The sequence below is a fragment of the Shinella sp. GW835-FHT14H05 genome, assembly GCF_058793575.1.
The window spans coordinates 176,080-202,758 of record NZ_JBXAFY010000009.1; the positions used below are offsets into that span (position 1 = coordinate 176,080).

Sequence of the window (26,679 nt, forward strand, 5' to 3'; positions counted from 1 at the left end):
GGATAACAAGGGCGGCTTCGGGCCGCCTTTTTTCGTTTCAGGCGGACAGCGAATCGAGCAGATCGGCCATCGCGGTCGCCGCCGCCGGGCCGTCGCCGTTGCGGATGGCGCGGATGACCTTCACATGCAGATCCACCGCCCGGTCCATCTGCCTATTGTCGGCGCGGGCGAACCAGAGCCGGCGCGCATGGGTCTGCAAGGGGGCGAGCGCGGCGGTCACGAAGCGGTTGGGGCAGGCCTGCTCCATGATCTCGTCGAAGGTCTTATCGGCCGCAAGAAACCCTTCCATGTCGGAATGGATCGAGCAGGCCGTCATCGTCTGCGCGCAGGCGACGAGCTGTTCGCGGTGTTCGTCACTCGCGTGCCGGGCGACGAGGTCGGCGGCGAGCGGTTCGAGCTGCCGGCGCGTCGCCATGACATGCGCATGATCCTCCGGGCGGATTGCCGTGATCTGCAGGCCGGCGCGCGGGCGCACGGCGATCAAGCCTTGCCATTCCAGCTTCTGGATCGCTTCGCGCACCGGCGTGCGGCCATGGCCTGCGAGCTCGATGAGCTGGCGTTCGGTGACCAGCGAACCCGGCTTCAGCTTCAGCGTGACGATCAGCCCTTCGAGGGCGAGATAGGCGAGGTGGGCTTGCGACGCCGCGGTTTCCTTCATTCTCGAATCCCAATTGATATATCACATGGTTGCATGTCGCAAAACGGATGTCCAATGCGCTGATATATCAGAGGCGTTTTGCGTGATGGCGAGCAATAAAAAAGGCCGGAACCTCAGGGGTTCCGGCCGTGCTGTGCTCGGATTGTTGCTGGAAATCAGAGCAGGAAGTCGCGCGCGTCGAGATCTTTCAGCTTGAAGTCGTCGAGGATGAGGATGTCCGTGCTGGCAAGCTTGATGTGCACGTCGTCGCCGACCTGCGTTGCCTTGTTGAGCACGGCATTGACGCTGGCGAAATTGTAGCTGCGCAGGTCGATGTCGTCGATATTGTTCTTGAAGTCCAGGATCGTGTCGCGGCCGTAGCCCTTCTTGAACACGAAGTCGTCGGCGCCGGCGCCGCCGGTGAGCTGGTCGGCGCCCCTGCCGCCGTCGAGCTTGTCATTGCCCACCATGCCGAAGAGCTTGTCGCTGCCGGCATTGCCCTGGAGCGAATTGGCGGCCTGGTTGCCGCGCAACACGTCATTGCCGCTGCCGCCCTTGGCGTTCTCGATCAGCGAGCGCGTGTCGCCCTTGAAGAGCAGAGCGTTGAAGATGTTGCCGCGCGAATAGGTGTCGCTTTCGAAGTTGAGGAGCGCCAGCTGGACGTCGCTGAACTTCGAGTGCGAGCCGGGGCGCAGGTCGACGTTGACGCCGTTCTTGTAGGAAGACAGGTCGTAGGTGTCCCGGCCGCCGCCGTCCCAGATGGTCGCGAAGATGCGGTTGGCACCGGCATCGATGGCGACCTTGCCGTTGACGAGCGTATCGCCGCTGCCCGGGTTCCACTTGTAGACGGTGTTCGTCGCGTTGGTGGTGAAGTCGGCGCCATACATGCGCTGCAAGGCGGCGATGTCGGACATCATGTAGGACTGCGCGTAATCGAACTCGCCGTTGCGGTAGCCGTCCGCCGGCCCGCCGACATTGGAGCGGTAGGTCATGATGGAATATTCCATCGAATCTCGGTTGGCGGGCAAAGCGGGGAAGCTGCCTTCGAATTCATGGCCGTGCTTGAGGCCGAGCGCATGGCCGATCTCGTGCAGCATCGTCGCCCAGGCATAGTTGCCGGCGACCGGCGAGCGGTAGTCGAACTGCCGGCCGAACCACAGATCGCCGCTCTGACTGCTGTTTCCGGGATAGTAGGCCCAGGCCGTGGACGGCATGTCCGATTCGGCAAAGCGCAGGTTGGCTGTCGTGGTGCTGCCCTGCGAGACCGCCAGGTTGGTGAAACCCTCGACGGAAAAGCCGTTGTTGGCGGCATTGCCGAAGGCCGTGTCCAGCGCGAAGCGGGCGGCCGACTGTTGAAGGGAGGAGATCGTGCCGAAGCCGCTATTGGGTTCGCCCGTGTAATCGTAAGCGCTCGACGACGTCGGGAAAGCATAGGTCAGGGATCCTGACCAGGCGGAGCCGGACAACACGCCGTCAATGGTCGTTATGCCAGTCTTGTTGATGGTCTTGATGACCTTACCAGTGCCTGTCATGTCAAAATTCTCCTACTATGCTGGACGTTTTGTTTGCGTGCCTTGGATAGACCGCAATTCACTCCGATTCTGACGATGCTTGAACATCCACTCCGCCCATGATGGGATGGACACCTCGTAGCACAGAACGGATGATCGCCGAATGCTATTCGACCGGAGGTTAAAATTGTTCTCGAAGATAACCATTGTCGCCACGACTTGCCTTGTCCTCGCCGCAGCCGGGGAGGCGCCGGAAGGCACCGGCGGCATCATGGCGCGACCGTCTGATCCGGAAAAAGCCGTACAGGGGGAATATGAAAATCTGAAGTCCAAGGGCACGCGCGACGCGCTCGAGCTTTTCATCGCGCGCCATCCCAAACACCCGCTCGCCGACAGGGCGCGCGAGGATATCAAGCGGCTCGGCAAGTAGCCGCACTTTTGAAACCGCAGATTGAAGGGCGCCGCGAGGCGCCCTTTTTGCGTCTGTTTTCGCGCTCCTGATGTTCCCTGGGTGACCTTTTCCGACCTTCTTCCCGCGCATGCGAAACCAACCCGAATAAAGCCGGACGCCCACGCGTCGATAGGACGAATGCGGTTGACGAACGTCATGGGCCTTGCCAGCATGCCCCTGGAATTCGGACCGTCCAGTTGAATTGTGGGGGCATACGTTGACTGCGGGTTCCATCATCGCAACAATCCTGATCGTTTTCGCCGGCCTGCTGGCCGTGCCGGCCGTCAGCCATACCAATGCGGGCACGACTTTTTCGCTGATGGCCTCGTCCATGGCCTTCGTCGCCATGGGGATCGCTCAGTTCATGGCGACGCGCCCGCCCTTCATCGAGCGGCTTTTCGGCGGGCTCGACCGCATCTACCAGTTCCATCGCAAGATCGGCATCGCAGTGCTCTGTCTTATCCTGGTGCATTATTTCATTGCACCGGATTTCCAGGGCCTTGCCGTCACCAGCGGGTTGAACATCCTCGCAGCGACCATGGGCGAGTGGGCCTTCTACGGCTTCGTCTTCCTGCTCATCCTCAGCATCGTGAAGGTGATCCCGAAGACGCGCTTCCAGATTCCCTATCAATACTGGCGCATCACGCACCGCTTCATCGGCCTGCTCTTTGTTATGGTGGCTTTCCACCAGATGTTCATCAAGCGGCCCTATGACGGCACGGCATTCCTCGCGACCTACCTGAACCTCTTCGCGGCCGTCGGCATCGTCAGCTACGCCTATACGCAGCTGCTGCCCTGGCTTCGCACCCGCCGCTACGAGGTGGTGAATGTCGAGCGCCACGAGGGCGCGACGATCATTTCCGCAAGGCCGATCAACCGCAAGCTCAGGGCCATGCCCGGCCAGTTCGGCTTCTTCCGCGTCAACAAGGCGGGGTTGCGCGAGCCGCATCCCTTCACCATCGCCGGCATCGACGAGGACGGTTCGGTTCGCTTCGCCATCAAGCCGCTCGGTGACTATACCAAGGCGCTGCGCGAGGGCGTCGCCGTCGGCGATGCGCTGACGCTCGAAGGCGGCTACGGGCATTTCAACCACAAGCGCGGCGGCAAGAAGCAGATCTGGCTTGCCGGCGGCATCGGCGTCACGCCGTTCCTCGCCATGGCGAGCCGGCTGAAGGGCGACGAGGGGCAGGATATCCACATGGTCTACTGCGTGCGCGACGGGGCGGAGGCGATCGGCCTCGACACGTTCCGCGCGCAGGCGGAAAAGCTCGAGAACTTCAACTTCGTCCTGCACAATTCGGCGGTCGACGGCCGCTTCGATGCGACGAAGCTCGTGGCGGGGACCAGCATGAATCCGGCAGAAGCAGACCTGTGGTTCTGCGGACCGCCGCCCTTGCGGCTGGCGATCGAAAAGGGGTTGAGGGAACTCGGCAAGGCGCCGCGCCGCGTCGAGTTCGAGCGTTTCGAGTTTCGGTAGAGCAGTTTCGGCGAAAGCGCGCAAAGCGGTTTCGCCTTTGGAATTGTGTGAAAGAAATGGATTTCCAGCCGGTTCGCCGGCCTTTTGGAGCGAAGGGAACAAGCCATGCGCATGTTCAAGACATCATTCGTCCGTTCGGGTGCCCGGCTTGCCGCCGCTCTCGGCCTTGCGTTGGCGATCTTCTGTCCCGCGGGGGCTTATGCCATCGACCAGTTCGCGGCCGATGCCTACGGCACCTACCAGGCGAATGCCGATAACGGCAAGATCCTGTTCGGCGCCGCCGGCTGCGGCGCCTGCCATGGCTCGGGCGACAATATCGAACTGCTTTCGGGCGGCATGGAAATGCAGACGGCGATCGGAAAGTTCTTCGCGCCAAACATTTCCGCCCATCCGAACGGCATCGGCGGCTGGTCCAATGCGGACTTCCTGAACGCCGTGATGGTCGGCCTCAAGAAGAACGGCGACAACCTCTACCCGGTCATGCCCTATACCTCCTACGGCGGCATGAAGCCGGAGGACGTGCTGGACATCAAGGCCTACATCGATTCGCTGCCGCAATCGGATGCCGCCTCGAAGGAACACGAGATCGCGTTCCCCTTCAGCCGCCAGACGACGATCACGCTCTGGAAGCGCAGCCATTTCACCGTGCAGGCCTTCCAGCCGCGCGAGGAAACGCAGATGGAGCGCGGCCGCTACCTGATCGAGAATGTCGGCGGCTGCGGCGATTGCCACACGCCGCGCACCACGACCTACGGTCTTGATCTCACCCGCGCCTATGAGGGCGAGAAGGGCCTGACCGGCGCGGTCGCGCCCGATATCACCAAGGCCCGCATCAGCGGTCTTGCTTCGCATACAGTCTTCACCAAGGGGCTTATTGACGAGGGCAAGAAGCTCTCCGGTTCGCCGCTGTCCGATCCGGTCATGCGTCGAATCGCCCAAGGCCTTTCGACGCTGCCCGATGAGGACAAGCAGGCCATGTACGCGTTCCTTGCGGATCGCGAGATACCCGTAGAGGCACCTGTCGAGCAGAGCCAAACGCCTGTCTGCAGCGAATCGACGCCTGAAACGGCGCTGAGTGCTGGCGGTGGCAACGCGGAATCCGCTTCCGCCGCCGATGCCTTCATCGGCAAATATTGCCGCAACTGCCACGGCCCGGGCGAAAGCTCGCAAGGGTCCTTCCCGGCGGGCGACCTTGCCTCGATCGCCGCCAATCCGGCCTTCGTGACGCCCGGCGACGCCGCCAAGTCGCTGCTCTATACCAGCGTCACCAGCGGCCGCATGCCGCTCGGCAAGCGTCCTAGCGACGAAGAAGTGCAGAGCCTCGCCACCTGGATCAACTCGCTGAACCAGTCGGATATCCCGACGGCAGTCGCCGCGACGGAGGCCAAGCGCTCGCGGCCGATGCTGAAATACCTCGATTTCGTCGAATTGGCGCTGCGCGACATCTCCAAGGTCGACGAACACGACCAGCCGTTCATGCGTTACTTCAGCTATCGCGACCAGTATAACGGCATGATGAGCTGCGAATCGCACGAGACCTTCCTGAAGCGCATGAAGGTTCTCGCCGGCGGCTTCAAGAAACTGCTCAACTCGCTCTCCTACGGGCCGGAGCTCGTGCTTCCGGAAGAAGTCGAAGGGACCGACGGCCTGCTCGTGCGCGTCGACCTGCGCGATCTCGAATGGAGCGAGGACGACTACAACTTCCTGATCAACGAGTATTTCTACGGCGTTGACCCGACGAGCGATGCGCAGCTTCACTCGCTTGCCAAGGCAACGCAGACGCAGCTGCCGATCATGCGTGTCGACTGGTTCATGAGCAACGGCGCACGGCCGAAGGTCTATAACCGCCTCATGAAGCTGCCGACCAACATCGCCGAGCTCGAAAAGCGCTTCGGGGTGCCGGTCAACCAGAACATCGAACGCCGCCGTATTGTGCGGGCCGGCTTTGCGGATGGTTCCTCGGGTGTGTCCGACCACAACCGCATGCTGGAACGCCACGATATGCCGTTCGGCGGCTACTACTGGAAGTCCTATGACTTTGCCGGCGACGTCGGCAAGCAGGTGCTGAAGCGCTTCCCCGCGGGTCCGGAGGGCATTCGCCTGAAGGCCGGCCTGGAACCCTTCGACCATGACGGCGGCGAAATGATCTTCTCGCTTCCGAACGGCATGCAGGGCTACTATCTCTCGACCGACAAGGGCGACCAGCTCGACATCGGCCCGACGGCGATCGTCTCCTTCCGCAAGCGGCCGATCGGCAAGGGCGTCGAGATCATCAATGCCCGCTCGTGCTTCGACTGCCACTTCGACGGCATCCTTTCCAAGCGCGACCAGCTGCGCGAGCATATCGAGACGTCCACGCTGTTCTCCAAGGACCAGCAGGACGAGCTGCTCGCCGTCTACGTGCCGCAGGAGGAGCTGAACGAGGTCTACAAGCGTGACACGGACCGCTTCGTCGCGGCCCTCGATCGTCTCGGCATCACCGAGCCGACCTCGGGTGGCGGCCTGACCAGCCTGAAGGCTCCCGGCGGTGCCGAGATCTTCACCTACTTCGCCGACAAGTATGAGGACGAGCTGAACTTCGAGCAGCTTGCCGCCGAGTTCGACATGACGCCGGAGGAATTCTCCTCCGACATCCGTCGCCTCACCGACGTCAATGCCCTGCGCATCGGCCTCGACTGGGTTGCAACGCTTGAAGCCGGTTCCACGATCCCGCGCGTCGAGGTCGAGGAGCAATATGCCTTCATGCTCCAGCCGCTTCTCCAGCTCGATCCGCTGAAGCGCGGCGTCAACCCGGATGCGAACGCCGCCAATGCGGGCCAGCAGACGGCTGACAACAACTACCAGCAGCCGGTCGACAACAATGCCGGCTACCAGCAGCCCGAGCAGAAGCAGGAACAAAAGCAGGAGCAGGCCGTCAACAACGACGCCTACCAGCAGCAGAGCCAGGGCCAGGCAACTCAGGGCCAGGCAACGGGCGACCAGTATGCCGGGGCGAGTGCCAACACGGCTTATGCCGTGCCCGCCTACAAGCAGGACGACAAGGCGCAGGCCGACAAGGTGAAACTTGCCGTGCATGTGGCATCGACAAGCGCCAAGGTTGGGGATTATCTGAGCTTCGAACTCAGCACCAACCACGCCTGCGAACTTCAGCTGATGTATGTCGAAGACACCGGCAATGTCGAAATCGTGCCGGATGTGATGATCGGCTCGACGACGCTGAATGCCGGCGAAAAACGCCTGATCCCGCAACCGGGAACGGGTAACCTGACCTTCGATTCGCCGTCGCCCGGCGAAACGATGATCGCCTTCTGCAAGATCGGCGGTCTCGGCGACCAGAAACTGACGGCCGAAAAAGCCAAGGAACTGGTCGCCAACTCGAAGCAGCCGCTGACGCGCGGCCTCGCCATCAATCTCGCCAAGCAGGCCGAGAAGGACAACGGGGCAAGCGGTCTGCAGATGGTGACCTTCGAGATCAAGTGACAAACCGGGCAGGGGTCCTTTGGATCCCTGCCTGATCTTTTCCACGAGGACATGAGGGCTGGACCGACAATGCTGCTGCGATCTCTTTGCTTTGACGCGATAGCGGGCGCAAAACCGCTTCGCACTTTTGCTGGAATTGCTCTTGCGTCGACAGTCTTCGCACTGGCCGGAGCAGCACCCGCCGCTGCCGCCTGCGATGCCTACACCGGCGTCACCGAAGCGTTCAATGCGGGCGACGAGCAGAAGGCCCGCTCGATCGCCGAGACCGCGAGCACGGCCAATTGCAGCGCCAACGAGCGCACGCTGACCGGCCGCGTCGCCTCGCTCACCGCCTTCAACCGCATCGCGACCACCGTCGGCAATGGCGGAAAACTCGCCGATCACCAGCAGGAGCTGGAAGACCTCCAGCGCCAGTATGGCGGCCCCTGGCAGGTCTATGACGCGCTCGGCGATCTCGCCCGTGAGCGCAAGGACTACGAACAGGCTGCGCGGTTCTACCAGCTGGCGCTGGAAGACGGCTCGAACGAGACGATGACGCCGGACTGGATGGCGCCGGACGAGCAGTACATCCTGCGGCTCGACAAGCTCGCGGGCGAAATGCGGCTTGCCTCGCCCCGGCCGGTGCAGCTCGCCATGCGCGGCGGCTGCAAGGTCTCCTTCCGCGGCGTGAAGATCAAGAAGAAGTCGACGCCGGTGCGCTACGTCTTCGGCACGGCGGATTTCACGCCCGAGGGCGTCGAGGCCGCAAAAGACCTTGCGGAATGCCTGAAGACGATGAAGCCCGGTTCGATCAAGCTGATCGGCCACACCGACCCCGTCGGCTCGGCTGATGCCAATTACAAGCTGTCGCTTGCCCGCGCCGAGACGCTGAAATCCTATCTCTCCACCGCCGGTTATGCCGGCGCGATCACCACCGAAGGCAAGGGCGAGGACCAGCCCTTCAAGCCGGACGATGCCAGCGCCTATGATACGGATACGATGAACCAGCTGCATCGCCGCGTGGAAGTGGACGTGGAATGATGAAAATGCTGCCTCGATTGCTGGCGCTTTCCCTCGCCGTCGCCCTGCCGGGTCCCGCCTTCGCGGCGCAGACTTTCGCGCTCGTCGTCGGCGTCGACCAATATCCGAACGACGTCAGCCTCGATGGCGCCGTGCGCGACGCCGAGGACGTCTATCGCTCGATGAGCGCGGCGGGCTTCACGGTCACGAAATTCACGAACGCCGAGGCACGCAAGGACGATATCCGGAAGGCCTGGACCGACATGGTGGCGCAGGCCGCCTCCGGCGATACGATCATCTTCACCTATGCCGGCCACGGCGCGCAGATGCCCGAGCTCATCGCAGGCGACGAGGCGGACGGTCTCGACGAATTCCTCCAGCTGCCAGGCTTCGACCGCAACCGCTACGAGGAAACCTCCAAGGAAATCATCGTCGACAACGAGATGAACGCCTGGTTCGGCGAAGCGGAAGGCAAGGGCGTGCATGTGCTCTTCGTTTCCGACAGCTGCTTTTCCGGGGGCATGAGCCGCTCGGTCACGGGCAAGACCCGGCTGGCGCCCGCCGTCACGGTCAAGCTCGCGCCGCCCTCGCAGGAGGCGATCGCCGGCGCGAACCTCAAGGACATCGACTTCAAGCAGGTGACGGTTCTGGCCGCCTCGCTGGAAAGCCAGCCGACGCCGGAGGTCATCATCGACGGCGAGCCGCGCGGCGCGCTCAGCTGGAGTTTCGCCCGTGCGGTGGAAGGCAGCGCCGACCGCGACGGCAACGGCATCATCACGCGCATCGAGCTCGAAGACTACATCTTCTCGAACGTGAAAAACCGCTCGGAAGCCTTGCAGGTGCCGAACTTCATGCCGCAGGTGGCCCGTTCGGAAAGCGAAGTCGTCGTCACGCTGACGCGCGGCATTCCGGTCAACAACGGCACGACGACCGAAACGGCCGACAATGACAACGGCGCCACGACGCCGGTCGTGGAAAAGACCATCAAGTCCGCAAAAGACCTCGGCTGGACCGGCAACATCGCCTTGCAGATCGATGGCGCCGGCGACAAGCCGAAGAATGCCGACGGCACCGGCACGCCCTTCCGCTGGGATGTGGCAAGCGGCGTCTTCTACACGCCGAACGGCGACGTCGCGGCGGAAAATGTCGATGCGGAGCGCATCCAGTCCGTGGTCGACAAATATGTCCTGCTCGATTTCCTGAAGGCGCTGGCAAGCCAGAATCCGGGCTCCGTTTCGCTCACCCCGGTCAAGGACATTTATGCCGCCGGCACGCGCCTGCGCTTCGACGCGCCGCCCGGCCGTTATCCGAACATGCTGGTCTTCAACCTCGCCAATACGGGTGAGGTGCAGTTCCTCGACATGCAGGCGGCCGGCACCAGCAGTTCGCAGTTCAAGCTGACCGATGTCGAGATCGTCAAGCCCTTCGGCGCCGACCACCTCATCACGATCTGGACCGCCGAGCCGGTCGATGCGATCGGCGCGGTGCTCGCCGACCGTACCGTGACCTCGCAAACCCTGCTGCAGGCGCTTCTGACGCGGCTCGACGGCAAGGAGGCGAGCGTCGCCATCCAACCTCTTTATACGCGGGAAACGCTCTGATGATCCGTTACGCGGCAGCCCTTCTCCTTTCGCTCTGCCTGTTTTCAGGCGCCGAAGCCGCCGACAAGGCGCTGCTGATCGGCATCGGCACCTATGCCACGCTGCCTGAAAAGATGTTCCTCGAGGGGCCGAAGAACGACGTGCCGCTGATCGAAAAGCTGCTGAAGGAAAAACAGGGCTTTGCGCCGGAAGCGATCCGCGTGCTGCTTGACAAGGATGCGACCCGCGCCGCGATCCTCGCCAGCATCGACGAATGGCTCGTCAACGGCACGCAGCCGGGCGACCGCGTCTATTTCTACTTCTCCGGCCATGGCCTCCAGGTGAAGGATACCAGCGGCGACGAGGAGGACGGGCTCGACGAGGCGCTCTCCACCTTCGATATCGCCGCCGGCGATGGCGACTGGACCAATGTCATTCTCGACGACGAGATCGACGCGATGCTGGCAAAGCTGAAGGACCGCGCTGTCTCCATCGTCATCGACGCCTGCCATTCCGGCACGATCTCGCGTTCGCTCTCGACGGATGTCGGCGAATCGCTGGAGAGCGCGCGCTTCCTGCCGCGTCCCTTCGCCAAGCCGGTGGATGCGGTGAAGATGCGCGGCCTGCGCATCGACGTCGCCGTGGTCGACAAGCCCGACATCGCCAAGCAGAACGGCGTGGAAGCCTGGAGTGCCGCGTCCTCCTACCAGGTCGCCTGGGATGACACGCGCCTGCCGCCGGAAGAGCGCCACGGCGTCTTCACGCTCTCCTATGTGAACGGCCACGACATCACCGCCGGTGACAGCAACGGCAACGGCATCGTCTCCAATGCCGAACTGCTGGAATATGTGAAGAAGCAGTCGCAGACCTATTGCGCCGCACAGACCCAGTGCCAGGGCCTCGATCCCCAACTGGAGGTCAACTACGCGCTGCTCGGCGCCAGCGCCGTGACACCCACCGCCGACACCACCGCCCAGCAGACGCAGCAACAGACGCCCGATTACGGCAAGGTCGAGGAGGTGAAGGTCGAGAACACGCAGCAGACCGCCTATGTCGCTGCCGATCCGGTCGACGCCGTCGGCGACATCCTCGGCAAGCCGGAGACCGGCGACGTCAAGGTCGTGCTCTCCTCCGACTACCTGAAACACGGCGACGTCTTCAAGATCACCGTGACCAGCAGCACCGGCGGCCACCTCATCCTCTACGACGTCGCCAAGGACGGCAAGGCGACCCAGATCTTCCCGAACGAATCGGCCCAGAAGATCACGCCGCTCACCGCAAACATGCCGATGACCATCCCGGACGACTATTACGGCTTCGACTTCGAGGCAGAAGGCCCGAGCGAAAACGTGCTCGTCGCCATCGTCGTCGCCGACGACGTCGACCTCACCAAGGTCGCGCCCAGCGATTACGGCCTGACCAAGGAACTCGACGCCCGCACCACCATCGCCGACATCGCCGGCACGCTGAAGCAGACCTGGACAAGGGATACCGAAAACCGCAGCGTGAACTGGTCACTGGGATTGTTGAAATACACGATCTACTGACAAGGGCTTAGCGGGCCGATTTCTGCATGCGATAGGTTGTGGCCCTGCCTGTGGCCACCGCATATTTTTTGACTTGTCTAAAGCATATTTTTTGTTGACCTTCGGGCTGTCGCGACCCCGCTAAGGGTCTGCCGCGCGTATGAATTCAAAGTCATAATGCGAGGGATAGTATGACCATCAGATATTCGAGTGCAGAGGCCGCTATAAAGGCCCTACTGGCGTGCAATGCTGGCGAGATGTTCGAAAAAATCAGAGGCAACCAGCATTCCATGGAGAAGCATTTTTCCAAGCAAAGTGCATATGAGGCCGCGGGACAGACGGGATATCCGCAAGGATATTTTAAGAGAATCGCCAACATCTCCATAAAATCCTCAGACGACCTAAACAGAAGCAATCTATTCGACAAAACAATTCGCGCGGCTCTGCTGAAAGTAGGAGCGAAAAAGAAGGCCGAATTCGGCAAAAAGCTTCGCGGCAGAGAAATCGTCGTTCCGCAGAAAAGCATGGCGGCAAAGGACGATATTCTGGGCCTGGTGCAACAGGTGATAGGATCGGAGCATTGCGAACTTCGCGAGAACAACACTGATCCAAACACGCGGTTTCTGGCTGTATCGCCGATCCCGAATGGGTTTTATGGCCGGGCAATCGATGCAGGGAACGTCAAATCCATGGATTGCACCATGGCAGTGGTCGTCATCAACGCAACGTCCACCACGAACCCGCAGATCGTTACAATATTCCCCGCCTCAGACCAGTACGTGAATGGCCGACCATTGCTTGTATAGTGGCATCGCCACAACAGCGACTCCCGAAGGAAGCTAACGTGTCGAAAACCCACCGAATGCGGGGAACGCCCACTAGTTATTTCTCTAAATTACAATCTGCTAAGTTTTATGTGGTGAGCGCGCAGGGATTCGAACCCTGGACCTACTGATTAAAAGTCAAAAGGTAAATGCTGGTTTATTAGGCGCTTCAGCGTGCCGTGTGCCGCGTATGTGCCAATCATGCTAGCGCCTCTGCTAGCCTGTCGAAGGCCTCGTGGTGGCTGTCGCTGGGGAACAGATGGCCGTACCTGTTCATGGTAATGGCGTAGCTCGCGTGGCCCGCAAGGGTCTGCACCGCTTTCGGCTGGAGACCGGCCTCAATCCAGGTGCTGACGGCGAAGTGGCGAAGGGCGTGCCATCCAATCGGCTCGATCCCAGTAGCCTTTACCAGCGGGTTCCATAAGCGTTTCGTGTGGTTGGTGTGGCGGGTAAAGTTGCCGCGGCTGTCGGGGAACACGTAATCTTCATCGGCCGTGAATTTGGCTGTGTCGCGATGGCAGGCGAGCGCGGTTACCATGGCCTTCCCCAATGGGACGTTCCGCTTCCCGGCCGCGCTCTTGGTGACGTCGATCCCGCCGAAGGCATCAAGACGCTGCTCGACCTTCACCAGCGCCTTGTCGAGATCGACATGCTTCCATTGCAGCGCCCACTGCTCCGAAGCGCGAAGGCCAGTGGTCGCCGCGAAGGTTACGCGAAGCTTGGCACCGCCTTCCGCCTTGGCAAGCAACTTTGCGATATCGGCCTTCGATGGAGGTGTCACCTTCTCACCGTCCTCATCGCGCGTGCCGATGACGCGGATTCCCTTGGCGACGTTGATGGTTGCGAGATCGCTTTCAACCGCATGCTTCAAAATCCGCGACAGCGTTCCGAGAACGCGGCGGGTTGTCACGACGCCGGCGCCATGCTTTCGCATCTCATCGCGGAACTTGATCACTCGCGCGGCGGTCAGATCCGGCAGCTTGATCGCACCGATGCCACCCTTAAAGCCGATCGTGTCTTTCCGCTCCAAACCTTGTCGACGAAGGACATATTCGTTGGCTGGATCAATCCAGTTCTCGCAGTGCTGGCGGGTCGTGCGCAGGTAGGTCTCCGTGACCTTCTCACCGCGGTCACGGCGATCGGTCATGTAGGCGCAGAACGCCTCGCATGCCTTAGCCACGTCAGCCTTGTCCGCGAGGGGACGGTAAGTGCCGGCTCGGGTGGTTCCCTGCAATTCGGCCAGGCGATTCTCGGCATCGCGCTTAAGGTTGAACTGTTCGCGATGGCGCTTTCCGTGTCGGTCGGTGAAGTCCATCTGCCAAGCCTCGTGCTTGCCGCTGGCATTGGTCCACGACCGCTTCTTTATCTTCGCCACTTTGACCTCCTGAAAATTCCGGCACACAATGGCACATGACGGAGAGAAAGAAAAGGCTTGACAAACGATGTCAAATTCAACTATAAGGCGCATATTCGAATCTCTATGGTGGATTCGTGTTCGCGGGGTGGTTCCCGCCGAGGTGAGGCTCGCAAGGTAAGCCCTCTCCTCGATAGCTGAGGTCCTTAAGGACCGCGCCGTGAATGGCGTGTCGCAACTCAACCCGACCATCGGTCGGTTACCGAACCTTCTCATTTCACGCTATTGGACCGACGTTCGGACTCTGTACCGACCTCGGCAGAGGAGACACCATGATTCCGTCTAACGACAATATCTCTGGCGACCTGTTGCTCGGCGCCAAGGCCATCGCCGACTACCTGGGAATTTCCGCTAGGCAGACATATCGCCTGACATATGACGGGCTGTTGCCGCATTTTAAGTTGGGCGGCACCGTTGCGGCACGCCGATCCGCTCTCACCAAATGGCTCGATGAGCAGGGAAGGGCAGCAGCATGAGCCTGCCCGCACCAGAGCTTTTTGAAATTCCGGTTGCGGCAAACCAGAATTCAGCAAGCTTAATCCCCTCTTCGAAAATACCAGAATTTCAATTTGAGCGCCAAGACTGGGTTCTGTTCCGTTCGATCGGAACCTTGTCCCAGAAGGCCGGTGTCCCCGTGCGCCACCTACGCCGTCTCGTATTGAAGGAGCTCGTCGACAATGCCCTTGATGCTGGTGGCAAGGCATCTATTCATGTCGATGACACCGATACCTACATGATAGAGGATGATGGTCCGGGCATTGAAGGAAGCCCGACCGATATCGCGCGCATGTTCTCGATCAATCGACCCATGGTGTCGTCCAAGCTCTGGCGACTACCGAAACGTGGTGCGCTGGGCAACGGCCTTCGTGTCGTCGCAGGTGCCGTGCTGGCCTCCGGCGGGAAGCTAACCGTCACCACGCGGAACGCGGAGCATCGCCTTACACCGCGAGATGATGGCGGCACATCGGTGTCATCTTCGCTGGCCGTTTATCCGATCGGCACACGCGTCTGTATTTCCTTCGGTCAGGACATGCCGCACGACCCCCTGGCAATGCGATGGGGCGAGGAGGCTATCCGCATGGTCGCAGGAGAGTCCTACGGCGGGAAAGCTTCACCGTTTTGGTATGACGCCGATCATTTCTTCGAGCTACTACAGGCAGGCCGCGAGCGCCCTGTACGTGAACTGATTGCGCAGTTGGATGGGTGCTCGGGCGCAAAGGCTGGCCTGATCGCCGAAACGTTCAAAGGCATGCCTTGCGCGTCACTTGATCGCGACCAGGCCGTAGCCCTATTGGGCGCAGCTCGATCCCATGCGAAGCCCGTGTCGCCAAAGCGTCTCGGAAGCGTGGGCAAGGTTGACTCGCTGCCGAAATGGCACGCTGTAGAAATGGGGTCGGTACAGATCGGCGCACGCAATCCGAAGGCGGAAATACCCTTCGTAGTAGAAGCGTGGTGCGAGTATCATGGGGCCTCCGAGGACAGAGTCTCTATCAGCGCCTTTGTGAATCGGACTCCCATCGCAGGTGAGATCCGAGGTTACAGGAACAAGAAGATTGTCAGTATCCACGGCTGCGGTCTGGGTCACAGGTTCGATGCAGAGCGGGGCGAATACAATATCGTCTTCAACATCATCGCCCCTCATGTGCCCATCACCACCGATGGAAAGGAGCCGGATCTCACGCCGTTCGTCAAGGAGATCGCGGCCGCCATCCAGTCGGCCGTCAAGCGTGCCAAACGAGCGGCGCCGAAGGCTCCCGCGAAACGCTCCCAGAAGGAGATCGTGCTGTCCGTCGTGGATGAAGCGATTGCCAAGGTCAGCGATGACGGGAAGTACCGATTCAACTGCCGTCAGCTCTACTACGCGGTTCGACCATACATCATTTCGGAACTTGGTGCCGAGCCCACATACGGCAACTTCAACGCGATCATCACGGCCTATGAGGAAGACACGGGGATGATACCTGGCATGTATCGCGACGCTCGTGGCACGCTCTATCATCCGCATACCGGGCTGGAGTTTCCGATCGGCACATTGACCGTCGAAGGTTATCGCCGACCGAAGTGGGCCTTCAACAAGGTGCTCTTCATCGAGAAGGAGGGCTTCTTCGAAGCGCTCAAGTCGGCAGAATGGCCTGAGCGCTATGATTGTGCGTTGCTAACATCGAAGGGTTTCAGCACTCGAGCCGTGCGAGATTTCCTGGACATGCTCGCGGACGACGCCGAGGAAGACATCACGGTGTTCTGTGCGCACGATGCCGACGCCTTTGGAACTATGATCTTCCAGACGCTGCAGGAGGAAACGCGGGCGCGGGGGCGCAGAAAGGTCGAGATCATCAACATCGGTCTCGAGCCCTGGGAGGCGTACGAGATGGGTCTCGATCCAGAAGACCGCGAGAAAGACGGGAAGACCGCTCCGGTCGCCGATTACATCAAGAACCGGATCGATGGCACTGACTGGACGGCATGGCTACAAGGTAAGCGCTTCGAGTTAAACGCGATGACCATGCCCCAGTTCATTGCATGGCTCGACCGCAAGATGGAAGAGCACGGTGTCGAGAAGGTAATCCCGCCCACCGACTATGTGCTCGATACGATCATAGACGACACCAGCGACTTTCTCCGCGAGTCCATCCGTGAGCGCATTCTGGCGGAGGCCGATATCGAAGGGCAGGTGGAGGCGGCGGTAGCGGAGGTTTCGTTCCCATCTGCACAGGACATCGAGCGGATCCTGCCCGCTTACCTCGAAGGCAGCCCGGCCGAGCATTGGTCAGACTGGGCATCGGAAACTGCGAGGACGATCGCGGCTTAAAGATCTGCCGTCTCTGAGATCGAAATAAGCAAGCTGAATCCGGCGCCGATTATGCCGGTTCTTCAAAATCGCCGGCAACAGTCGGCGGGCAGCGCCGTCGTGCGCGCAGACAGGAGGAAACATTGGAAGTTCTATCCATCAACCGGCTCGACGGGACCGGCAACACGCTGGCGGTCGCCTGTGTTCAAGTGACACCAGAGATCCGCGTCAATGGCCTGCGCCTCGTACGCGCCGGCAATGGCGATCTTCGAGTCTATTCCCCGAACGCAGGCGGTCTGTCCGTGTTGAGCTTTGCGCCAGCCGCAGTTGCTGAGCTCAAGTCCATTCTCATCGATGCCTACAGGAGCGAGACCGCCCATGACCGCAGCCGCGCAGCCTAAAGTCTACCTCGATCCGCATACCGTCGCCAAGGCGATCGGTGGCAAGGTCATCGCGGGAACTAGCCGGATCGTTGCCCATGCTCCTGGCCACAAGAAGGGTGCTCCGGAAATCTCCATCACCATTGACCCGTCCGCTCCCCGCGGTTTGCTCGTGAACTGCTTCAGCGGCGAAGATCCGGTGGCTATGAAGGACTGGGTCCTCGAGCGCTGCGGCGAGCCCGCCTTCGCGCCAGGCCAGAAGGCAGAGGGGCCGATCGCGCACGCCGGCCTCCTGAAATCCAAGGATACCCCAAGGGCATTCTACGACGGACACCTGACGCGGCAGGGGTATTCGGCCAGGGCCGAATACGATTATGCGACGCCGGACGGCGAAGTGCTATTTCAAGTGCTGCGCTATGAGCACGCGACCGAATCTAAGACCTTCCTTCAGCGCCAGCCTGACGGCAAGGGAGGCTGGCTCTCAGGGCGCCCCGATCCCATCATCTATAGGTGGCCAGAAATAGCCTCTCGGCCCGGCGAACCGGTCTATGTCGTTGAGGGCGAGAAAGACGTCGATGCATTGATCGCCGTCGGTCTGCTCGCCACGACAGCGCCGAACGGCTCGTGGCCGTCGGACCTTTCGCCCCTGAAGAGTCGGACTGTCTTCGTGATCCCCGACAAAGATTTGCCCGGCGCCGAAAAGGCTGACAAGGTCATTGCCTTGCTACAGGGCATCGCCACGGTCAAGCGCGTCGTGCTTCCGGGGCTGCCGGACAAGGGCGACGTGACCGACTGGCTGGCGGCCGGCCACACCGCTGAGCAGTTGCAGGCTCTCGCCAAGGCCGCGATCCCTGCACCGGCCAATGACAACCGTCCCGCTGGTCCCGAACTCATCCACAGCGGCGACTTCGTCCGCGGTTTCGTGCCGCCGGATTACGCGGTCGACGGCATCATGCAATCCGGCTTTCTGTATTCACTCACGGGGCAGACAGGGTCCGGCAAGACGGCCGTCGCGCTCTTGCTTGCACTCTGCACGGCGCTAGGCTCACCATTTGCGGGACGCGAAACGAAGGGCGGGCGAGTATTTTACTTCGCCGGCGAGAATCCTGACGACGTTACTATGAGGTGGATCGGCCTCCTTCACGAACATGCTCTGGATGCTGACGAACTCGACGTGCATTTCATCCGCGGCGTGTTTTCCGTGTCGGAGTTTCTGGGGCACATTGGAGAGCGTGCGCGCGACCTCGGCGGCGTGGATCTGATCATCGTCGACACCACCGCAGCCTATTTCACCGGCTCGGACGAGAATTCGAACGTGGAGATGGGGAACTACGCCCGCCAACTCCGCGAGTTGGCCAAGCTCGAGTGGCGCCCCGCCATTCTTGCTGCAAGCCATCCCGTCAAGAATGCTGGTTCCGACAACCTTCTCCCGCGAGGCGGCGGGGCGTTTCTGAACGAGGTCGACGGCAACCTGACCCTAGCGAAACGAGGCGAGATGTCTGTCATGCATTGGCAAGGTAAACATCGTGGCCCTGATTTCCTGCCGCTCACCTTCGATCTGAAGACCATAAGCGCTCCGGCGCTGGTGGACAGCAAGGGACGGCCGATCCCGACCGTCATGGCTGCACCTGTCGGCGATGAAGAGGTGGCGCAGCGGTCTGATACAGACAACCGCGACGACAAGGTGATGCTGCTAGCCATCCGACAAAACGGGAATCGTTCGCTACGGGAACTCGCCGAGTTTCATGCCTGGACGAATGCGAAGGGAGAGCCCGACAAGAAGCGGGCGCAGAACTCTACCGATCGCCTCAAGCGTGTGCAGTTCATTGTCTACGAGCTTCAGCAATGGAAACTCACGAAAAAGGGGGAGGAAGCGGCGTCAGCTGCGGCTGCCGACCTGCACCAGCAGGAGGCGCAAGCTCGGTCTACCAAGGCGTTCGTCGAACGAGCACGGCAAAAACAGGATCGTACTGCGAAACCGCGTACTCAGGAACAATGATGTTGGTACGGCGTGTCTAAAAATCATTCTATTTCAACAGCTTGAAGCCGTACCGCTGAATTTTTTCACTTAAAGCAAACCAATATACTGGGACAGAGGGGGGACTTCGTCCCCTCCTGTCCCATGGTCGAGATCAACCCGTACCGTACCTCTCCTTTCTCTAGGGGGGCACATTTCATGGTACGGCAGTGATTACGTAGAAATATCAATTAGATACGCCGTACCGCATCAGGATTTTGCCGGTACGGGTACGACGACGAGGAGGAAGCAGCATGATCACCATCGGACACGCCAAATTCGCATCCAGCGCCACCCATGCTGGCGAACCGTGGCGAGGCTGGTCCATCTCGAAGACCCTTCAGCCTTACCGCCCCAAACCCGCCAATGACAACGCGCCTGAGCGCTTCCGCGGCGGATATCCGGCCCTCTCATGGCTCGCCGAGCGGAACCCCGAAGCCGTGGCGGCCATCGCCAACATAATGGGCGGCTTCCAGCCGATCTATCGGGACAATGGCGACGGAGCGGACGACCTCGGCAGCAGTGATGACCGCATGCGCATTCACCCGCATATCGATGACCTTGTGGAAGCGGCCAATGATGGACGCGCCATCGTCCCCAAGGGCAGGCTGGCTGCTCGCACCGGCGCCTTGCGGTCCGGCTTACCAGCAGCGGACAAAGAACATCGCGTCGGCGGCACCCGCTACCGTCTGGGCCGCGCCGTGTTCAACGTGGACTCGACGGCAGCGCAGCAGGGCCTGCTCACCTACTGGCTCGACGAGAAGGGCGTCGTCCAGCTTCCGAGAGAAGAACAGTCGCCGCGTAAGGGCAGCCGGGTTCCTATCTGCTGGCAGGTCGAGCGCTACATGCGCTCCTGGAACGACCGTCCGCGCAATGATCGCGATGCGGCGATGGAGAAGTTATACGAGTCCGAGTGCTTGGCTTTCCATCTTCGCCGTCGCGGCACGCCGGTGCCGGCTCAAGTGTACAGCTCGGCCGGTCATTCCCGCGTAGAGATACCGGAAGAGAAGGCGACGCTGCGCGCCTGGTTGGCGGAGCAGATGGAGGGGAAGCCCGTCACTCGCTGTCCTGATGGTGTCGCTCAATCTACGACATGGTTTGGCCGCGTTGGCGGCGGGAAGCAGGGGCTCTCGGTTCCCGAAATCTGGCGTGAACCCGAGGCCGCTCCGGACCTACCGGATGACGTCTTGCTGACAATCGAGACAATGCTGGCGCGTGGTGACCTGACCGACGTTGCGGACGCGCACAAGGTGAAAACAACACGTCCCGATCGCGCCGGTAAGCGGCTGATTCGAGCGGCCGGAAAAGCCGCGCTGGCCTTGATGCCGGCGAACGACAACAAAAAATCGAAAAAAGTCGCGGCGTAGAGTCCATATCGTGGCGCGCCGTTCGGCTTCTAAATGAAGAGATAATTTCACAATCGCCGCCGTTTCCTTCCTTTGCCGGCGGTGGTCTCCCGAGTGCGCGCGTCTTCCGCGCACCGGGCCAGTTTCTGAAATTCTGGGGTTTAAACCAACGCTCGCCGCGAACTCCTGGCCACTCCCTTCTGGGAGTGGTCTTTTTTTTACCACCCAAAACCGTGACGCCCATCGCCCGTCACTGAAAGGAGGCCGAAGTGACCTTCGCCAACAGCGACCTTGCAGGCCTTCTTGGCCTGTCGGAAGCAGCCATCCGGCAATGGCTCTGCCGCGCCCCAGCATTCCACATCGGGGCCGTTCGCGGCAAAGCCCGGCACTACAATCGCGTGGAGGCGCTCACCATCGCCATCGCCGCCGAACTCTTCCGCCACCACCTGGGCCGGCCGCATGAGGTGTTGCCCGTAGCACGGCAAGTCGCAACCTCCGGCGCCGATGCGATCTGGGTCCACCGCCCTGCCGGCGGCCCCATCATCACCAGCAATGAAAAGCCCGCCAGCACCGCTGTCCATCTGCCTCTTGCAGATCTGCGGCGCCGGCTCGTCAACCAGTGAAAAGGAACAACATGAGCAAAATCTTAAATAAGTTGCTCGGCAAGTCGTCGAGCACAGACATTGCCGCCGCCATCGAAAAGGCAAAGGCCGAACTGGAAGCTGCCGAAGCCGCCGTAACGGCAGCAGAAGAGCAATACGACGCCAACTTGCTGTCAGCGGACAAGAAGTCCTTGCGTGGTTTCCTTGATGCGAAGACGGAAGCCGGCATCGACGTCGATCAAGCGCGCGCTCGCATCCACCGTCTCGAGCGGGATCATGAAATCGCGCTCGAGACCGAAGCCGCTGACCAGCGCCAGCGGAAGTACGACGAGGCCAAGACCGCTAGCGAAGCCGCCGAAAAGCGGTTGCGTCGGGAATATCCGAAGGCTGCCCTCCAGATCCGCGACCTTCTCGCCGAGGTCGCTGCCGCATCGATCGCCGTGCAGGCTGCGAATGAGGATCGCCCCGAAGGAAAACCCCCGCTGCTCGGCCCCGAACACAGCCGTTCGCAGCACCAACTTTACCGAGAAGTGCTCGGCGAAGACGCGGTCTGGATGTGGTGCGAGATCGATGGCGCGCGGCCCGTTCGCGACGAACTCCAACGCCACGTTCGCGCGCATGACAAGCATCGCCGTGGCATGATGACCGATCGCTCTGATACCGTCGAAAACCCACTGACATACGGCGTGGTCCAGACCGAGCACGGGTTCCTTGAGGTTGTGCGCAAGCCCTTCCGCCGCTCGAAAATCCTCCCCGACCAGAGCGGGTACAACATCGCCCCTCTGGGATGCGAGATTATGCTGCCCGCGCTCGACGCCGGCGCCACGCCGTTCTGGACGCCCTCGTACGACCAACGCGATGCCGCAGCGCAGGCTGTCTCCGAACTGAAGCCCGCGCCGAAGCGCGCCGAGCGCAGCCCGGAATTTGAATACAGCCTTGCCCCAAAGGAGACCGCCCTTGCGTCTTGATCTGTTTGGCGTCGTCGGGGAGGACTTCACCCCGACGACCGTCCGCGCCGCGCTGCCGTACAGCGGTGATATCACCGTCACCATAAACAGCGGTGGCGGCATCGCCGTCGATGGCAGCGCGATCTACAACATCCTCGCCGCTCACCGCGGCAAGGTGCATGTCGAAATCATTGGCATTGCCGCTTCGGCCGCCAGCCTGATAGCCATGGCGGGCGACACCATCACTATGCTCGACGGATCGATCCTTATGATTCATGAGCCGATGAATATCACGATCGGCGACTCGGCTGCGCATCAGAAGACGGTGGAGCAGTTGGAAGCGCATGCCGTTGCGTACGCCAAGGTGTATGGCAAGCGCGCAGGGATCACCGAGACAGCGGCGCGCACGATCATGAAGGCGGAGACGTGGTACACACCCGACGAAGCGGTAGCGGCACGGTTCGCCACTGCCGTAGCCGACCGCCGTGCAGCGCCTTTCGCTTATGTCGATGAGAAGTATGAAGCACGGATGCAGGCCGTGCATGCGCGTGCCGCGGCCTCGCCTCGCGGCTTAAAGAAGGTAGCCGAGGCCAAGGAGTCGTGGGCGCGAGTTGTCGCGGCCATGAATAAGTCAATGGGCTTCGCGCCTGCCGTGAAGCCGGAGGAGGCGAAGCCGAAGGTTGAGCTGACCGGGTGGGCGAAAATCGTCGCCGAGCAAAACGCGTTCGCCCGGCGCCACCGGTAGCCCCCCAGGACAGGGACCGTTCTCATTTCGTTCCTCCGGGCGGTGACGCAGCCGCGAGGATTCGAAAATTATCTAGCTCGAAAAGGGGGTAACAACTTGTTACCTGCTCAAAACCCACCGCCCGCGTTCTGCAAACAGAGCGTTTACGCGCGGTATCGCGGAGTCAGCCGCAAAACTGTCACCGTCTGGAAAGCTAAAGGATTACTTGTGCTTAACCAGTACGGGGTCGTCGATGTGGCCGCAACCGACAAGCTTCATTTGGGTCATTTCGGCGTCCTGAAGCTGGCGAAGGACCGGTAACATTCGCGGACATTGAGGTGTCCGCACTTGTTACCACTGCGGACACTTTTGCGTAATCCGTCATTCGGCCGCTGGGAACCATATATCCTGTCCAGATCGGGAAACGCTGCCGACCCGGAACTCGGCCACTTCTCAGCTGCCGAGCAAAATGTATGGCGGTATTCCGATCATCACCAAGCCGGCGAGAATCAGCGTCGCGGCGGCGACAAGCGTGCTGTCGGTGTCCTTAAGACGTCTTACGCGATCGAGCATGGCAGACCTCGTCGGGTTGAAAAATCTGACGCTGAAATCCCGGCCGCCAACTTTTGTTCCGCGCCCGCCATCCCATCCATCATCCCCACCATCGCCCGACCTTCGAGCCGGGCTTCTTCATGGAGACGAAATGACTAGCATCAAACTCACCGTGCCCGTCGCGAACGGCCCGGAAATCATCCGCTCGATCTCGCTCCGCAAGATCAAAATGAGCGATTTCCCGGTCCTAATGCGAGGAGCAACCCTCTTCGCTACTGGGGACCTCAATAACCTGGGCGAAAATGTCCTCGAGATCCTTGAACGGCTCTCCGGCCTTCCGCGCCGCATCATTGATGAGATCGACGCTGACGACATTGAGGCGGTCCTCGGCGGCGTGACCGAGCACATCAAAGCTTACAACGACAAGAAGTAAGGAGCCTCGAGCATGGCCTCACTGAGTAGCGTCCTCAAACTTACTCTTCTGGATGGCGTCACGGGTCCGGCGCGCCGTATCCAGGGGGTGTTGTCCGGCTTGCAACGTCAGCAGACGGCCATGCTCTCGCCCCTCCGCGGTATAACCGGTTCAGTCCTGGCATTCGGGGCCGGTTATGTCGGGCTGCGCGAAGGCATCGGTGCGACCGTCGGCGCGGCAATTAAGTTCGAGTCGGCCTTCGCGGACGTGAAAAAGGTCGTCGACGGTTCGGATGAGCAGCTTGCCGGGATCGCGCGCTCCATCAAGCTCATGTCGCGCGAACTGCCGATGGCGAGCACGGAAATTGCCGCGCTGTACGCGGCAGCGGCGGAAAGCGGCGTCGCGACCAATGACCTTCAGGCCTTCTCGCTGATGGCCGGCCGGGTCGCTATCGCGTTCGATATGTCGGCAGACGCGGCGGGCGAGAGCTTGGCGAAGCTGAAGACGCAGTTCGGTTTGACGGTTGCCGAAACCGGTGACTTGGCCGACTCGATTAATCATCTCTCAAATGGCATGCCATCCAAGGCCAGCGAAATCACCGAGTACCTTTTGCGCGTTGGCTCCCTAGCCGAAATGGGCGGCTTCGCGAAAGAAGAGGTGGCGGCGCTCGGCTCGGCCATGATTGCCGCAGGGGCAGACGCCTCCACGGCCGGCACAGCGATGCAAAATGTTGTGAAGGCGATGACGCGGGGCGGCTCCGCGAAGAAGTCGCAGAAGGACGCGGCCCGCGCCCTTGGCCTGGATCTTCCGACCATCGCCAAGGAGATGCAAAAAGACGCCCCTGGGGCACTGAAGAAGGTTCTTGGCGCCATCGCAAAGGCTCCGAAGGATCGGCACATTTCCCTCCTCTCCGACTTTTTCGGGGACGAGGCGAAGGCGTTTTTGCCGCTTGTTGGCAATATCGGGCTGCTAGATCAGGCGCTCTTCGCTGTGGCGGACCGCAGCAAATATACCGGCTCGGCCTTCAAGGAGTTCGTCGCTCGCGCCGGCACAACCGGCAATGCCCTGCAGATCCTGCGGAACAAAATAGACTTCGTTTTCGAGGACATTGGCGAGGGCTGGCTCCCGACAATCAAGGAAGGCACCACCGCCATTGGTGAAGTGCTCGATACGCTCGGGGATCGGGCCTCGATCTTCGATGAGGCGGGTGCTGGCGTGTCCGGCTTGATGCAGGGGCTCGGCTATAAGGGCGGCGTCAAGGAAGGAATTAAGGGCTTAGGCGACCTCCTGTTCGGTGAGGTCGATCCAGATGGAGCTGCCGATCGAATTGGCGGAATCTTCGCGAAGTTCGAGGGATACGGGAAGGCAATCCGTGAATTCAATGAAGATTTGAAGAACAACCCAATCGCACAATTTTTGGGCGACATAGCCGGCAAGGGTCTGAAACTCACCCTCGCGGCTGGGGGCATCGCGCTTGTTGCCGGTGCAATCACTACCCTTGCCACCGCTCTCGCCAAGATCACCGGCGTCACGACCGCGATCGGCATCATGAGGGCCGTGGGCAAGATCAGCGGAATCCTAAAAGACGTTCCGATTCCAAACGTGCCGGGAGATGGCAAAAACAAGCCGGCGCCCGACAACAAACCCGGTAGTTGGGGCATAGGTTGGAAGGGCCTGCTCGCGGCCTTCCAGATGGTCGATCAAGTCGCCGGCATACCCTCTACTAAAGAGGGTGTGGAAGAGCTCTATGCGAAGAACCGCAAGGATGCTGGTCGCCTTAACAGGTGGCTAGATGAGCGGATCACCACGCCTTCGAAGTGGTTCCAGGATACCGTCGTTCCCCTTCAGCCGTCCGCAGACGATGACGGTGGTCGTGCGGCAAGCATGGACTCATATCTCGCGGGTCCGCAACAGACCGGTGGAATGCCCAAGACGGTAGACCAGTTGATGGGCGGGTTGAACAGCAAGCCGATGTCGCTTGATGCCGGCACTATCGTTCAACTGCTACAGCCGTCTCGCGGCGTGCAGGAGGTGCGTGACGTCAATCGTCAGCAGCCGGTAGTCAACGTCCACGCGCCGGTCTCGATCAGCAATATATCGTCGCCTCAGGAGGCGGTAGACGCTGCCGCGTCTCAGTTGGGTCAACGTGTGAAGGCCGCGGTGGAGTCGGCGTATTCCGACTAAGTCATCAGCCGGCGAAATTGAACAGCGCGGCGGCAACCGCCAGCAGCGGCATTAGGAAAAATGTCGCAGCAACGGCCCGCCGCGCGGTTTTCATGCGCCGGGTTCTCTGCCCTGTCCAATCATAATCCATGACCCACCTCCGATCGGCACGTAGAAAACAGCGTCGCGTGAGGGAGGTCAAGTGTCCAAAGGAGGTAGCCGCCGGGTCGCAGACAACGCCCCTGAAGGCACACCCGCCACGCCTGCGGAATGGGCTAAAACCAGGCGCTATGGGCGCACGGACGAGAACTAGGCGGGGCAACGGCTCGGCAACACCCTCAATGCGCTGAAAACCCGGCAACGCGGCACGGCAGCAACCCGTTGCCGAGGTTGCCGGGCTATGCCTGGAGCAAGGCCGGGCCTCACGACCCGCAAGTGGTCGTTTTTAGCCTGGAAAGGGACCCGACCCAGGGGGGGGCAATCACGCAAGCTGGGACTGGTTGGGCATGTCTTCAGGTTCCTCATCGAGAGCACTGCGTCGCTCTTCGATCCGGTCGCTCAGCTCTCTTGCCTCGTCGGCTAGCTGGCGCAGGCGGGCCACTATCTCGTCCAGTGTCAGGCGTGTACTCATCTCCAAGGCCCCTCGCTTCTCTGCGAGAAACTCACCGGAGGCGATATAGTTCCCTCCAGCCGCCCATCGTAGCTACCAATCGCAATCCGGATCCACCATGAACACAGGGACGGCTGCCCGGTCTCCAGTCGCTGCGACAAATAAGTCGACGCAGCGACGGCGCTCTTCCTCGATTGCCTCGCAGATCATTTTAACGGGGTCCTTTTGGCCCGCGGCCA

Annotated in this window: 22 protein-coding genes; 17 read left to right on the forward strand and 5 right to left on the reverse strand. The window is 61.1% G+C overall.

All coding sequences use genetic code 11. The annotated features are described in order from the left end of the window. Positions 1-37 precede the first annotated feature (37 nt). Both AC1Q6Z_RS24345 and AC1Q6Z_RS24350 read right to left on the reverse strand, forming a co-directional pair. A complete protein-coding gene (locus AC1Q6Z_RS24345; RefSeq protein ID WP_492649586.1) occupies positions 38-658 on the reverse strand; it encodes a GntR family transcriptional regulator in 621 nt (206 codons plus the stop codon). A 155-nt stretch (positions 659-813) separates the two neighbouring features. Further along, entirely contained in the window at positions 814-2,169 is a 1,356-nt protein-coding gene (locus AC1Q6Z_RS24350) for a M10 family metallopeptidase (protein ID WP_492649587.1), read from the reverse strand. 166 nt (positions 2,170-2,335) lie between these two features. Between AC1Q6Z_RS24350 and AC1Q6Z_RS24355 the strand changes: the two genes are divergently transcribed. From AC1Q6Z_RS24355 to AC1Q6Z_RS24385, 7 genes are all read left to right on the forward strand, one after another. Next, positions 2,336-2,578 (forward strand): hypothetical protein, encoded by a 243-nt coding sequence (locus tag AC1Q6Z_RS24355; protein ID WP_492649588.1) that lies wholly within the window; start codon positions 2,336-2,338, stop codon positions 2,576-2,578. 238 nt (positions 2,579-2,816) lie between these two features. Continuing rightward, a complete protein-coding gene (locus AC1Q6Z_RS24360; RefSeq protein ID WP_439630963.1) occupies positions 2,817-4,076 on the forward strand; it encodes a ferredoxin reductase family protein in 1,260 nt (419 codons plus the stop codon). Positions 4,077-4,181: 105 nt separating this feature from the next. Beyond that, positions 4,182-7,556 (forward strand): c-type cytochrome, encoded by a 3,375-nt coding sequence (locus tag AC1Q6Z_RS24365; RefSeq protein ID WP_492649589.1) that lies wholly within the window; start codon positions 4,182-4,184, stop codon positions 7,554-7,556. Between the two features lie 69 nt (positions 7,557-7,625). Continuing rightward, positions 7,626-8,576 carry an OmpA family protein gene (locus AC1Q6Z_RS24370; protein WP_492649590.1) on the forward strand — a complete coding sequence of 317 codons (951 nt, stop codon included), beginning with the start codon at positions 7,626-7,628 and terminating at the stop codon, positions 8,574-8,576. 5 nt (positions 8,577-8,581) lie between these two features. Continuing rightward, positions 8,582-10,156: a caspase family protein gene (locus AC1Q6Z_RS24375; RefSeq protein WP_492649591.1), complete on the forward strand. Its 1,575-nt coding sequence runs from the start codon at positions 8,582-8,584 to the stop codon at positions 10,154-10,156. Then, positions 10,156-11,682, forward strand: coding sequence for a caspase family protein (locus AC1Q6Z_RS24380; protein WP_492649592.1), 1,527 nt, complete (start codon positions 10,156-10,158; stop codon positions 11,680-11,682). Before AC1Q6Z_RS24375 ends, AC1Q6Z_RS24380 begins: the two co-directional genes overlap by 1 nt. Before the next feature lie 170 nt (positions 11,683-11,852). Beyond that, complete coding sequence (locus tag AC1Q6Z_RS24385; protein ID WP_492649593.1) at positions 11,853-12,467, forward strand: hypothetical protein; 615 nt, start codon at positions 11,853-11,855, stop codon at positions 12,465-12,467. 217 nt (positions 12,468-12,684) lie between these two features. Here the strand turns inward: AC1Q6Z_RS24385 and AC1Q6Z_RS24390 are convergent, their stop codons facing one another. Continuing rightward, complete coding sequence (locus tag AC1Q6Z_RS24390) at positions 12,685-13,860, reverse strand: tyrosine-type recombinase/integrase (protein ID WP_492649594.1); 1,176 nt, start codon at positions 13,858-13,860, stop codon at positions 12,685-12,687. 311 nt (positions 13,861-14,171) lie between these two features. Between AC1Q6Z_RS24390 and AC1Q6Z_RS24395 the strand changes: the two genes are divergently transcribed. The 10 genes from AC1Q6Z_RS24395 (at position 14,172) to AC1Q6Z_RS24440 (ending at position 25,851) form a co-directional block, all read left to right on the forward strand. Beyond that, positions 14,172-14,375, forward strand: a complete 204-nt coding sequence (locus AC1Q6Z_RS24395) for a helix-turn-helix transcriptional regulator (protein WP_492649595.1) — start codon at positions 14,172-14,174, stop codon at positions 14,373-14,375. Further along, entirely contained in the window at positions 14,372-16,708 is a 2,337-nt protein-coding gene (locus AC1Q6Z_RS24400; RefSeq protein WP_492649596.1) for an ATP-binding protein, read from the forward strand. Before AC1Q6Z_RS24395 ends, AC1Q6Z_RS24400 begins: the two co-directional genes overlap by 4 nt. A gap of 122 nt (positions 16,709-16,830) precedes the next feature. Next, positions 16,831-17,088: a hypothetical protein gene (locus tag AC1Q6Z_RS24405; RefSeq protein ID WP_492649597.1), complete on the forward strand. Its 258-nt coding sequence runs from the start codon at positions 16,831-16,833 to the stop codon at positions 17,086-17,088. After that, the gene (locus AC1Q6Z_RS24410; protein WP_492649598.1) at positions 17,066-19,066 is read left to right on the forward strand and encodes an AAA family ATPase; all 2,001 of its coding nucleotides are present in this window, start codon (positions 17,066-17,068) and stop codon (positions 19,064-19,066) included. The genes AC1Q6Z_RS24405 and AC1Q6Z_RS24410 overlap by 23 nt, the downstream gene beginning before the upstream one ends. Before the next feature lie 272 nt (positions 19,067-19,338). After that, positions 19,339-20,451, forward strand: a complete 1,113-nt coding sequence (locus tag AC1Q6Z_RS24415) for a hypothetical protein (RefSeq protein WP_492649599.1) — start codon at positions 19,339-19,341, stop codon at positions 20,449-20,451. Between the two features lie 248 nt (positions 20,452-20,699). Further along, positions 20,700-21,053, forward strand: a complete 354-nt coding sequence (locus tag AC1Q6Z_RS24420) for a hypothetical protein (protein ID WP_492649600.1) — start codon at positions 20,700-20,702, stop codon at positions 21,051-21,053. A gap of 11 nt (positions 21,054-21,064) precedes the next feature. Further along, a complete protein-coding gene (locus AC1Q6Z_RS24425) occupies positions 21,065-22,000 on the forward strand; it encodes a hypothetical protein (RefSeq protein ID WP_492649601.1) in 936 nt (311 codons plus the stop codon). Next, positions 21,990-22,724, forward strand: a complete 735-nt coding sequence (locus AC1Q6Z_RS24430) for a head maturation protease, ClpP-related (RefSeq protein ID WP_492649602.1) — start codon at positions 21,990-21,992, stop codon at positions 22,722-22,724. The genes AC1Q6Z_RS24425 and AC1Q6Z_RS24430 overlap by 11 nt, the downstream gene beginning before the upstream one ends. A gap of 550 nt (positions 22,725-23,274) precedes the next feature. After that, positions 23,275-23,688 carry a hypothetical protein gene (locus AC1Q6Z_RS24435; protein ID WP_492649603.1) on the forward strand — a complete coding sequence of 138 codons (414 nt, stop codon included), beginning with the start codon at positions 23,275-23,277 and terminating at the stop codon, positions 23,686-23,688. A gap of 12 nt (positions 23,689-23,700) precedes the next feature. Continuing rightward, complete coding sequence (locus tag AC1Q6Z_RS24440) at positions 23,701-25,851, forward strand: phage tail tape measure protein (RefSeq protein ID WP_492649604.1); 2,151 nt, start codon at positions 23,701-23,703, stop codon at positions 25,849-25,851. 4 nt (positions 25,852-25,855) lie between these two features. Here AC1Q6Z_RS24440 and AC1Q6Z_RS24445 read toward each other — a convergent pair whose 3' ends face one another. Together AC1Q6Z_RS24445 and AC1Q6Z_RS24450 are read right to left on the reverse strand one after the other, a co-directional pair. Then, a complete protein-coding gene (locus tag AC1Q6Z_RS24445; protein ID WP_256116086.1) occupies positions 25,856-25,981 on the reverse strand; it encodes a hypothetical protein in 126 nt (41 codons plus the stop codon). A gap of 330 nt (positions 25,982-26,311) precedes the next feature. Continuing rightward, positions 26,312-26,461, reverse strand: a complete 150-nt coding sequence (locus AC1Q6Z_RS24450) for a hypothetical protein (protein ID WP_256116085.1) — start codon at positions 26,459-26,461, stop codon at positions 26,312-26,314. Between the last annotated feature and the right edge of the window lie 218 nt (positions 26,462-26,679).

What these genes read in the sequence shown, in the direction of transcription:
- AC1Q6Z_RS24345 (WP_492649586.1), bottom strand. Translation starts at nt 658, where the DNA reads ATGAAGGAAACCGCGGCGTCGCAAGCCCACCTCGCCTATCTCGCCCTC.
- AC1Q6Z_RS24350 (WP_492649587.1), bottom strand. Translation starts at nt 2,169, where the DNA reads ATGACAGGCACTGGTAAGGTCATCAAGACCATCAACAAGACTGGCATA.
- AC1Q6Z_RS24365 (WP_492649589.1), top strand. Translation starts at nt 4,182, where the DNA reads ATGCGCATGTTCAAGACATCATTCGTCCGTTCGGGTGCCCGGCTTGCC.
- AC1Q6Z_RS24370 (WP_492649590.1), top strand. Translation starts at nt 7,626, where the DNA reads ATGCTGCTGCGATCTCTTTGCTTTGACGCGATAGCGGGCGCAAAACCG.
- AC1Q6Z_RS24375 (WP_492649591.1), top strand. Translation starts at nt 8,582, where the DNA reads ATGCTGCCTCGATTGCTGGCGCTTTCCCTCGCCGTCGCCCTGCCGGGT.
- AC1Q6Z_RS24380 (WP_492649592.1), top strand. Translation starts at nt 10,156, where the DNA reads ATGATCCGTTACGCGGCAGCCCTTCTCCTTTCGCTCTGCCTGTTTTCA.
- AC1Q6Z_RS24385 (WP_492649593.1), top strand. Translation starts at nt 11,853, where the DNA reads ATGACCATCAGATATTCGAGTGCAGAGGCCGCTATAAAGGCCCTACTG.
- AC1Q6Z_RS24395 (WP_492649595.1), top strand. Translation starts at nt 14,172, where the DNA reads ATGATTCCGTCTAACGACAATATCTCTGGCGACCTGTTGCTCGGCGCC.
- AC1Q6Z_RS24400 (WP_492649596.1), top strand. Translation starts at nt 14,372, where the DNA reads ATGAGCCTGCCCGCACCAGAGCTTTTTGAAATTCCGGTTGCGGCAAAC.
- AC1Q6Z_RS24410 (WP_492649598.1), top strand. Translation starts at nt 17,066, where the DNA reads ATGACCGCAGCCGCGCAGCCTAAAGTCTACCTCGATCCGCATACCGTC.
- AC1Q6Z_RS24415 (WP_492649599.1), top strand. Translation starts at nt 19,339, where the DNA reads ATGATCACCATCGGACACGCCAAATTCGCATCCAGCGCCACCCATGCT.
- AC1Q6Z_RS24425 (WP_492649601.1), top strand. Translation starts at nt 21,065, where the DNA reads ATGAGCAAAATCTTAAATAAGTTGCTCGGCAAGTCGTCGAGCACAGAC.
- AC1Q6Z_RS24435 (WP_492649603.1), top strand. Translation starts at nt 23,275, where the DNA reads ATGGCAGACCTCGTCGGGTTGAAAAATCTGACGCTGAAATCCCGGCCG.
- AC1Q6Z_RS24440 (WP_492649604.1), top strand. Translation starts at nt 23,701, where the DNA reads ATGGCCTCACTGAGTAGCGTCCTCAAACTTACTCTTCTGGATGGCGTC.
- AC1Q6Z_RS24445 (WP_256116086.1), bottom strand. Translation starts at nt 25,981, where the DNA reads ATGGATTATGATTGGACAGGGCAGAGAACCCGGCGCATGAAAACCGCG.
- AC1Q6Z_RS24450 (WP_256116085.1), bottom strand. Translation starts at nt 26,461, where the DNA reads ATGAGTACACGCCTGACACTGGACGAGATAGTGGCCCGCCTGCGCCAG.